The organism is Achromobacter semiaridum (genome assembly GCF_053543755.1).
On sequence record NZ_JBLVOL010000116.1, the window covers coordinates 13,823 to 16,052 of the forward strand.

Here is a 2,230-nt window from a genome sequence, read left to right on the forward strand (position 1 = left end):
CCCGCGGCGTCTGGGTCCAAGCACAGAGAAACATCACGGCGTGGGCGACGGCGCCTCGACGGTTTGCGGCGGCGTGAGCGGGTCGAAGTCCTGCCATTTGCCGTCGCGCCACCGGCCCTGGGCGCGCTCGATATCCTGCCCACCGGACTCGCGCAGCACCCGACGCGCCACCGATTCCTTTTCAGCGGTCACATGCAACGCCAGCATCACACCGGCCATCCGCACCACCGGATGCGATTCCTGCACGACAGGCGTGCTGGGCGTCTTGCGGCGGCCCCGGCCAACGATCCACATGGCGCCAGCGAGCGCGCCGATATAAGCCCCGACACCGGCCGCCGCGATGATGATCAGCACCGGCGCGGACATCTGCGCGGCGATCATGCCACCGACCAGGGCAAACACCAGCCCCAGCGCCGATGCGCCGGCCATCGCGCCCAGGTGGCCTCCCTTGGCGTCGGGGTCGGCCGCCCGGTCCCCGCCAAGCGGATAGCGCGAATGGCCGCCTGCGGAATTGATATAGAACGTATGGACGTCGTCTTCCGTAAAGCCTTCTTTGAAGAGGTTCTGCGTGGCGACGGAGGCTTGGTCAAAGGTCTGGAATCTGGCGGCAACGATCAAGGACATAGCGTTCTCCCGTATGCGTACGCCGCTTGCCCAGCAACTTGCATACCCGACGCGGTCCGGCACGGCACTTGCGGGGTCGCCCGAAGCGCGGCGTTGCCACGCGGCTTCGCTATCGCTTGTTCAAGACCTACCGGAGACCGTCATGCCCCCTACCCCTGACATCCAATACCCCGACAATAGCGGCCGCCCCAACGTCGGACCCAGCGACACCTCGGACTCTGCCAGCGACGTGCCGCCGGGCCTGGCGCAAACCGATAGCGACTCGCAATCGACCGGCGACCGCGAAAGCGTGGACCCGGACTTGCTGGACGATGATGTGGACGGCGATGACATCGCGCCGGATCACGTGACCGACGCCGACGACGCGGGCGTTTCGCGCTCGCCTCCCGACCCGGTCCGCAACGGAGGTTGACCTCGGGGCAGCATCCACGCGCTGCGGGCGGCCTTTGCCCGCAGCCTTTCCTTACCGGAGCAGGCGCACCATGGATATGTCGGGCCAGAGTGAAGATATTTCCGCAGGTGAAGAAGAAATTGCCGCGCGACCCGCAGGGCGGCAGCGCGACTTGTCGCTGCTGGATTGGGCAGCGCTGATCGCAGTGGTGGCCGGCGGATTGAACTGCGGCCTGATCGCGGCGGTGAACCTGGATGTGATCGCCCGCGTCATTCCCAACGCCGCCGTTACGCGGGGCATTCAAGGCATCATCGGACTGGCCGCGCTGCATTGCGTGGTGATGCTGTTCCGCTGGGGCGACGAAGCGGGTGAGCCTGGAGAGCCGGGCTAAGCCCGGCTTTTTTCAGTTGCCGGGCGGACGCTGGCCCGGGTACTGGCCCCCTTCCTCGAATTCCGCGCCCTTGGTGTTGGGCTTCTTGTCGGCCGGCCGCTTGGCGGGCTGACGCTCTTTGCCAAAGCCCGGCTTATCCGCACCGAATTGACCGCTGTCGTGGGCGGCTTCGGTATTGTCCTTGGGCTGGTTGGCCTGGGATTTTCCGGTGTCCGAGCCGGCGGCCGGGTTGTCCTGCTTCATGTTGTTGTTCGTCATTTGTTTCTCCGCTATGACATGGGGGATATCGCCAGCCCCCGCGCAAGTGGCGTGCCTGGCAGGCCGGGAACGGCACTTGCTCTAGGGTCCGTAGGTCCGCCAAGTGTGGACCCTTACCCAAAGGAGTCAGTCATGAATCTGTCCAGAACCGTTTGCCCCGCTATCGCCTTGTGCCTGTCCGCCGTCGCCTTCCAGGCCTCCGCGCAAACCACCCAAGGCAGCTCTGCGCCCTTGCGCACGAACGATCAGATCGACAGCCAATACAAGATGGACAAAAAGGCTTGCGACGCGATGAAGGGCAACCAGAAGGACGTATGCGAGAAGCAGGCGGAAGCCAACCGCGACAAGGCCCGCGCCGACGCCAAGGCCGGCAAGGAAAAGGCCGAAGCCAACCATGATGCGACAAAGGCCAAGAGCGACGCCGATTACAAGGTGGGCAAGGAAAAATGCGATGCCATGTCGGGCAACGCCAAGGACGCTTGCATGGCGGATCTGAAGACCCGCCACAACAAGTAAACCGCTAGTCGGTCAGGCTGCGTCCCTGGAATCGCGCTGGCCGGCGTTTT

Annotated in this window: 5 protein-coding genes; 3 read left to right on the top strand and 2 right to left on the bottom strand. The window is 64.8% G+C overall.

Going from position 1 to position 2,230, the window contains the following annotated elements:
• Positions 1 to 33: 33 nt before the first annotated feature.
• Positions 34 to 624, bottom strand: a complete 591-nt coding sequence (locus tag ACNPP0_RS24860) for a hypothetical protein (RefSeq protein WP_332608127.1) — start codon at positions 622 to 624, stop codon at positions 34 to 36.
• Positions 625 to 766: 142 nt separating this feature from the next.
• Here ACNPP0_RS24860 and ACNPP0_RS24865 point away from each other — a divergent pair, with 142 nt between their 5' ends.
• Both ACNPP0_RS24865 and ACNPP0_RS24870 read left to right on the top strand, forming a co-directional pair.
• Positions 767 to 1,036, top strand: a complete 270-nt coding sequence (locus tag ACNPP0_RS24865) for a hypothetical protein (RefSeq protein ID WP_332608126.1) — start codon at positions 767 to 769, stop codon at positions 1,034 to 1,036.
• Between the two features lie 70 nt (positions 1,037 to 1,106).
• Positions 1,107 to 1,406, top strand: coding sequence for a DUF378 domain-containing protein (locus ACNPP0_RS24870; RefSeq protein ID WP_448707288.1), 300 nt, complete (start codon positions 1,107 to 1,109; stop codon positions 1,404 to 1,406).
• A 12-nt stretch (positions 1,407 to 1,418) separates the two neighbouring features.
• On the opposite strand, the gene ACNPP0_RS24875 is transcribed toward ACNPP0_RS24870, so the two are convergent.
• A complete protein-coding gene (locus ACNPP0_RS24875) occupies positions 1,419 to 1,664 on the bottom strand; it encodes a hypothetical protein (protein ID WP_332608124.1) in 246 nt (81 codons plus the stop codon).
• Between the two features lie 132 nt (positions 1,665 to 1,796).
• Here ACNPP0_RS24875 and ACNPP0_RS24880 point away from each other — a divergent pair, with 132 nt between their 5' ends.
• A complete protein-coding gene (locus ACNPP0_RS24880) occupies positions 1,797 to 2,180 on the top strand; it encodes a hypothetical protein (RefSeq protein WP_448707289.1) in 384 nt (127 codons plus the stop codon).
• The last annotated feature ends 50 nt before the right edge of the window (positions 2,181 to 2,230 follow it).